This is a genomic window from Malikia spinosa (assembly GCF_002980625.1).
Lineage (GTDB): Bacteria > Pseudomonadota > Gammaproteobacteria > Burkholderiales > Burkholderiaceae_C > Malikia > Malikia spinosa.
Genome location: NZ_PVLR01000037.1, coordinates 1 through 6,421 on the forward strand (window position 1 = coordinate 1; position 6,421 = coordinate 6,421).

Annotated in this window: 8 protein-coding genes; all 8 read left to right on the forward strand. The window is 58.9% G+C overall.

Features of this window, described 5'->3' with window-relative positions; translation table 11 throughout:
* Window positions 1-212: 212 nt before the first annotated feature.
* The 8 genes from C6P61_RS12840 to kfrB all read left to right on the forward strand — a co-directional run bounded on the left by C6P61_RS12840 (window position 213) and on the right by kfrB (window position 6,083).
* Entirely contained in the window at window positions 213-1,133 is a 921-nt protein-coding gene (locus tag C6P61_RS12840) for a recombinase family protein (protein WP_105730326.1), read from the forward strand.
* A gap of 1,154 nt (window positions 1,134-2,287) precedes the next feature.
* A complete protein-coding gene (locus C6P61_RS12845) occupies window positions 2,288-2,578 on the forward strand; it encodes a transcriptional regulator (protein ID WP_105730327.1) in 291 nt (96 codons plus the stop codon).
* Between the two features lie 116 nt (window positions 2,579-2,694).
* Window positions 2,695-2,937: a stable inheritance protein KleA gene (kleA, locus tag C6P61_RS12850; RefSeq protein ID WP_105730328.1), complete on the forward strand. Its 243-nt coding sequence runs from the start codon at window positions 2,695-2,697 to the stop codon at window positions 2,935-2,937.
* Between the two features lie 155 nt (window positions 2,938-3,092).
* On the forward strand, window positions 3,093-3,401 hold the full coding sequence (gene kleE, locus C6P61_RS12855; protein ID WP_105730329.1) for a KleE stable inheritance protein: 309 nt from the start codon (window positions 3,093-3,095) through the stop codon (window positions 3,399-3,401).
* A gap of 251 nt (window positions 3,402-3,652) precedes the next feature.
* Window positions 3,653-3,955, forward strand: a complete 303-nt coding sequence (locus tag C6P61_RS12860; RefSeq protein WP_105730330.1) for a transcriptional regulator KorA — start codon at window positions 3,653-3,655, stop codon at window positions 3,953-3,955.
* Window positions 3,952-4,716: a ParA family protein gene (locus C6P61_RS12865; RefSeq protein WP_105730331.1), complete on the forward strand. Its 765-nt coding sequence runs from the start codon at window positions 3,952-3,954 to the stop codon at window positions 4,714-4,716. The genes C6P61_RS12860 and C6P61_RS12865 overlap by 4 nt, the downstream gene beginning before the upstream one ends.
* Window positions 4,713-5,732, forward strand: coding sequence for a transcriptional repressor gene korB (locus C6P61_RS12870; RefSeq protein WP_105730332.1), 1,020 nt, complete (start codon window positions 4,713-4,715; stop codon window positions 5,730-5,732). The genes C6P61_RS12865 and C6P61_RS12870 overlap by 4 nt, the downstream gene beginning before the upstream one ends.
* Window positions 5,733-5,735: 3 nt before the next feature.
* Entirely contained in the window at window positions 5,736-6,083 is a 348-nt protein-coding gene (gene kfrB / locus C6P61_RS12875; RefSeq protein WP_105730333.1) for an IncP plasmid survival protein KfrB, read from the forward strand.
* The last annotated feature ends 338 nt before the right edge of the window (window positions 6,084-6,421 follow it).

Here is a 6,421-nt window from a genome sequence, read left to right on the forward strand (position 1 = left end):
TTGCCTCCTGGGGGACGGCTGTCGCCATCCCCCGCCGCGCTGCGCTTGGCGCCCCCTAGGGGTGCTGGCCAGGGCAGGCCCTGCCCGGCGGGCCGCCGGGCTGGACGCTGCTCGCCGCGCAACGGTGATGCAGCGCAAATAGTTCATATTACTGGTTTGATTAAACAAAGTTCGATATGATTTCAATCCAACCAGTAAAGCAGACTCTCAGCATGAAAATCGGCTACGCTCGCGTTTCCACGCGCGACCAGAAACCCGACTTGCAGCTGGACGCCCTCAAGGCGGCCGGCTGCGAGCGCGTCTATCAGGACGTGGCGAGCGGCGCGAAGACAGCTCGGCCGGCGCTCGACGAGCTGCTGGGGCAATTACGGGCTGGCGACGTGCTGGTCATCTGGAAACTCGACCGCATGGGGCGCTCGCTCAAGCACCTGGTCGAACTGGTGGGCCGCTTGATGGAGCAAAAGGTCGGGCTGCTCAGCCTGAACGACCCCATCGACACCACCAGCGCCCAGGGCCGACTCGTGTTCAACCTGTTCGCTTCGCTGGCCGAGTTCGAGCGCGAGCTCATCCGCGAGCGCACGAATGCCGGGCTGACGGCGGCGCGCGCGCGCGGTCGGGTCGGGGGTCGGCCCCGGGGACTGTCGCCCCAGGCCGAGGCGACGGCGCTGGCCGCCGACACGCTTTACCGCGAGCGCAAACTCTCGGTGGCCGCCATCGCGCAGAAGCTGCATGTTTCCAAGAGCACGCTTTACAGCTACCTGCGGCATCGCGGCGTCGAGATCGGCCCCTACCAGAAACCGGCACGGGCGCAGCCAGCCGCCTCGACAGGCGCTGCCGAGGCCGATCCGCCAAGGCTCGCCACGATTCGGCTGACGCTGCGCATCGAGAACAACAGCAAATTCGTGCGTGGCAAGAAGCGCTCCCGTGAGGACATCGAGCGCTACTGCCTGGCGGAGTACGACGCCAAGCGGTTGCCCAGCGGCGACTACGAATTGAAAGTGCCCTACGGCAGTGACGATGACCTCGACCAGCGCATGAACGAGCTGCTGGGCGACATCTCCAGCCAGGCGGACGATCTCCACTGCTTCTCGGAAAGCGAGGCGTGCATGGAGGGGACTGACCGCTGCTGGTGAGGCTGGAGGCTTACGTCAGTTGGCTGTTCCATGGCGTTGCTCCCCGAACCACCATATCGAGCCGCCTGCCGCGTCCCGCCCCTGACGGGGGCTCCAATCCCTGACACCTTCGCGCCGTGGCCGGCGCTGCGTGCTTCGCTTGGCTTCACCCAGGGTAGACGGCCAGGGCAGGCCTTGCCCGGCTGGCTACCGGGCTAGACGATGACATTTGAGGGGCCTATCTACGAGGGATTCTCACGGCCTGTGGCTTTCAGAATCAGGTGTGTCTGCTGAGCTCAGGCGTCGTGGCTACCCGTCTTGCACCCGGCTGGTCTCCCTGGCCCTTTTCTAGGGGTTTTTTGAGACCTAAAAAGATGTTGGCCTTGTGGATGGTTTGGGTACAAACCACCGATTGGTGACATTTGAGGGGCGCTTCTTGACATTTGGGGGGCAGCTCCCCCCGGCGCGATGCTGATAGATGAGGGGCCGACCTCTAAAACGGCCGGCTAGAGCCTCGCTGGCGACCGCCGAGGCGGCATATGTGATTGATCGTGCGGACTTACCCACAAAAATTGGGGATAAGCCTGTTGAAAACGACCTTGATGTACTGACATTTGAGGGGCGGCAGTGCTGACATTTGGGGGGCGCTACCCTTGACATTTGAGGGGCAGACTACTGACATTTGAAGGGCTTATACATTGACACTTGAGGGTCCAACCTTCTAAATTTTCCCTTTTCATATCATTGACTTACGCACGATCCCACAACGCGTTAACCTTATTTAACCTTCTATAACCAATATATTAAACCTTATAGTTATAACCACCTGACGCAAAAAAAAGCAATCCAGAGAAAGAAACCATACAGAAAAACTGGCCCCCGAAGGGGGGAAACCCCCCTTCTCGATCCCACCCGGCCGCTAACGCGGCCTCCCATCCCCCCAGGGGCTATGCCCCTCGGCCTACGGCCTTCACCCCGACCTAAATAGAGCGCCTACGGCGCTAAGTAATGATTAACTAGGCGCTAAGCGCCTAGTGTTTACGCCAAAAAGAGGGTAGCGCAGGTTGGCGATGTGGCCCCTCAAGTGTCAATGAAAGCCGTCGCGTGGTTGATTCAGGCGCGTGCTGCTTCAGTTGACCTACAGCGACTTATGACGTGGACAGGAGAAGGAACAAATGACGAACGATGCCAGTATCCGGCTGGAGTGTTTGAAGTCGGCCGAAAGTTGGGCTCAACCGACTGGCGAGGAAGTGCGTGCAGTGCTGCACCTAGCTGGCTTCACCGGCGGGAAGGCCGCGAAGGTTCTGGGCCTCGGGCCAAAGGGTGACCGGACGATCCGACGCTGGGTGGGTGAAGATACGCCAATTCCCTATCCCGCGTGGGCGCTGCTCTGCTGCTACGCCGGCCTCGGGTTGATCTGGAAAGACGCCAAGGAAGAGGTTTTAGCGGCTAAAGTGCCAGCATGAAACTACACTAAACCAAAAAAAGTTTAGCTAAATTATTTGACAATTAGGACATTTTGTCCTATCATGGCACTTAAAAGCAGGGCGTTCCGCTTGAATCAATGACTGGAGAAGTTCCAATGAGCAAGAGTAATGACAAGATCATGCCTTGGGTCGATGCCTTGCCGAACGTGCAGTCCACAGACTTCCAAGTACGCCGTGACCAGATCGAGGCCATGATCGCCGAGGCGGATGAGTTGGTGAAGCAGGCGGAAGAGCTGCGAGGCAGAGCCTACTTTGCCACCTTGAAGCTGGAGGCTTGCGCCAAAGGCAAATGGTCGCTTCAGGTGGTCGAGCAGGCAAAGCGCAGCGTCGGCTGCTAAGGGAATGCTCCCTGGCTTCGCATTGCTGATAGTCCCAGGTGGAGGAACGCCCCGGAGTGATCCGGGGCGCTTGGTTTGGTGCTGGCACACCGTAACCATGCTTCCGAGTGGGAGCAGCCAGCATTCAACACCCAAACCATGTCGAGGGTCAAGCTATGTCCAACATCGTCAAGTTCCCAAAAGCAACCAAACCACCATCGCTAGAGCCGATGGAGCCAGCCGCTCCCAAGGCCGTTGACCAGGGACTGCTTGCTGGCATGGTCAAGTTCTTGTGGGTGACGACCGTGCTGGTTTGGCCGATCCTAAAGTGGATTCTGTCCATCGAAGTGTTTTTCCAGTTCGCGCGGATGCTCTACTACTGGAATACGCCTGGCGTAATCGCCGGCTGGACGTTCTTGCTTCACTTTGCCGTGCTGACCGCGATCACCTACTTCGTTTCGATCTACAAACCAAAGGGGCTTTGACATAGCAAAGCAGCCCCTCCGCTTCGGACTTCGTTGAACTGACCATAAGCAACGTGATCGATTTGGTTCTGGTACAGAACGCAATCCAAGGAATCGGGTCCTGACCCGCTAGTTTCTCGTGGAAGGTGTTGTTTTTAGCCGCTAAAACGCTTGACTATTTTTTCTAGTTTAGCTAAACTTGTGCACATGGTTGGCGGCTGGCACCGCTATTTGTTCAACAAACCGGGTGGGGAGTGTTATGGGTGCAATCCATGAAGAAACGGCTAACCGAAGCCCAATTCCAGGTGGCTATCAAGGGACTGGAGATCGGACAGCAGACCATCGACATAGCGCACGGCGTGCTAGTCGATGGCCGGCCACAGGCGGAATTTGTCTCATCTCTGGGGCTGACCAAGGGGGCAGTGTCCCAGGCGGTCAATCGCGTCTGGGTAGCAGCGGGGAAACAGCTCCCCGAGGGATTCGAGCGGGTGACGGCGGTGCTGCCCGAGCATCAAGCGTTCATCGTCAAGAAGTGGGAAGCAGACGCCAAGAGAAAACAGGAAACCAAGTCATGAAAACACTGGTTACGGCAATTCAGAAGGGGGGTCAGGGCAAGACGTTCGCCACCTGCCACCTGGCATTCGACTTCCTTGAGCGGGGCCTTCGTGTGGCCGTGATCGACCTGGACACCCAGGGCAACGCATCATTCACATTGTCGGCGTACCAATCGGGTTACCTCGCCAGCCAGTTGTTTACCAGTGATACCGGCGACCTACGGTATTGGTTCGACAAGCGCGAAGGCGAGAACCTGGCGCTGATTGCGGCCGACCCAAACTTGGCGAACTTGGACAAGATGGAGCTGTCACAAGCCGCCACCGCGCTGCGGGCCAGTGTGGACGTGCTGGGAGAGTTCTTTGATGTATGCCTGATTGACACAGCCCCCTCTCTTGGTGTCGCTATGACGGCTGCCGTTCTGACGGCCGACTACATGCTGTCACCCATCGAAATGGAGGCGTATAGCTTGCAGGGTATGAAGAAGATGGTCGCGGTCATCAGCAATCTGCGCAAGCAGAACCCCAAGCTGCGTTTTCTCGGCATGGTGCCTAACAAGGTGGATGCGCGGAAGCCGCGTCACGTCAACAACCTGGCGACTTTGCAGCAGGCATACCCGCAGCTCATCTTGCCGTTCAGCATCGGTGCGCGTGACAGCATCGCAGAGGCGCTGGGCGAAAAGATGCCGGTGTGGAAAATGAAAAAGACCGCCGCGCGCAAGGCTACCCAAGAGGTTCGGGCGCTGGCGGATTACGTGTTCAAGAAGATGGAGATCGCGCAATGAGCGCTACTGTTAACGCCACTAAATGGTCCGGGTTGGGTTTGGAAGAGCTGGGAGACCTTGCCGGCCTGCTGAACGAGGTGCCGGCGGCCAACGCTGGCGGCGCTGGCCCGCTGGAACTGCCGCTTGACCTGATCGATGAAGACCCGAATCAACCACGCACGGCCGACAACCCTGGCTTCTTGCCTGAGAGCATTGCCGAGATCGGCGAGACGATCAAAGACCGTGGCGTGAAGTCGCCCATCAGCGTGCGCGAGAACAAGGACGCTCCGGGCCGATATTTCATCAACCATGGCGCGCGGCGCTATCGCGGTTCGAAGTGGGCGAACAAGACCACGATTCCAGCCTTCATCGACAATGATTACAACGAGGCCGACCAGGTTATCGAGAACCTGCAACGCAACGAACTGACGGCGCGCGAGATCGCCGACTTCATTGGCCGCGAGCTGGCGAAAGGCAAGAAGAAGGGCGAAATTGCGAAGGAGATCGGCAAGTCGCCGGCGTTCATCACGCAGCACGTGACCCTGTTGGATTTGCCCGAACCAATCGCCGAGGCGTTCAACAGCGGCCGGTGCAAGGATGTGACCGTCATCAACGAGCTGGTGACGGCCTACAAGAAGAACCCCGGCGAGGTAGCCGTCTGGCTGGCTGACGACAGCCAGGAACTGACGCGCGGTACGGTGAAGCTGCTGCGCGAGTTCCTGGAGGACAAGCGGAACCATGAACACGGCGACCGCGACCCCAACACCGTCGATGCTCTGACCGGAAAGACCGATGCCGAGGCCGGCGACAGCGAACAAGGCCCGCAGGACGATGGCAAGAAGGATTCAAAGGAACCCGACCCCAATAAACTCAAGAAGGCCATCATCCAGGTCAAGCATGACGATCGGCCGGCGCGCCTGATCCTGAATCGCCGACCCCCGACCGATGGCTGGGCCTGGTTCAAGTACGAGGATGACGGTCAGGAGTTCGCGGCAGACCTTGGCACCGTGCAGCTTGTAGCGTTGTTGGAGGGCTGACCGATGAAAGAACGCCTCTTGGTCATGAACGGTCAGCGGATAGTTCAGGTCGAAAAGGAAGGCGCTTGGACGAGTCAGAAGGTAGACAAGGCGGGCGCGTTGAAACCCGGCATCTACAACCTGTACACGGCCCAAGCGGCCGACAAGACCCAAACCCATGCCGGCTTGATCGTTCACGCCGATACCACCAACGTGTACCAGCAGATCGGCAAGAGCTTTGTCATGCACGCTCGGTCAGATTTCGATAAGGTGCCTGAAATCGGAAGCGCGAAGACTATCAGCTACAACTCACACGGCAAGGCGGCAGTCGCCGCAGAGGCACCAAAACTGACGCGGGGACGTTCCATATAGGGGACGTCTCAGATTCGCTAAGCCGGCCCAGGCCAGTTCACGGACCGCTGCAACGCCATCACTCGCTTGACTTGGCTTTCGCTGCAGCCGGCCAGCCTGGCGGCCTCGGCGATGCTGTGACCACCGGCGCGAAGTGCCTTTAGCCGGGCGGTCGTGCTCAGGCACCAGCATCGCCAAGATCAGAACAGCCCCATTAAAACCGCCGCCAACACCGTGCGCAACGGTTTGATGGGGCTTTGTTGCAGAAATCGGGCCGTCCGGTCTGTGTGTGGCGAGGTAAGCTGCCGAGATGAGCGACAGAGTCAGGCCCGAGCCCGCCAAGTACAAGACCACCAACT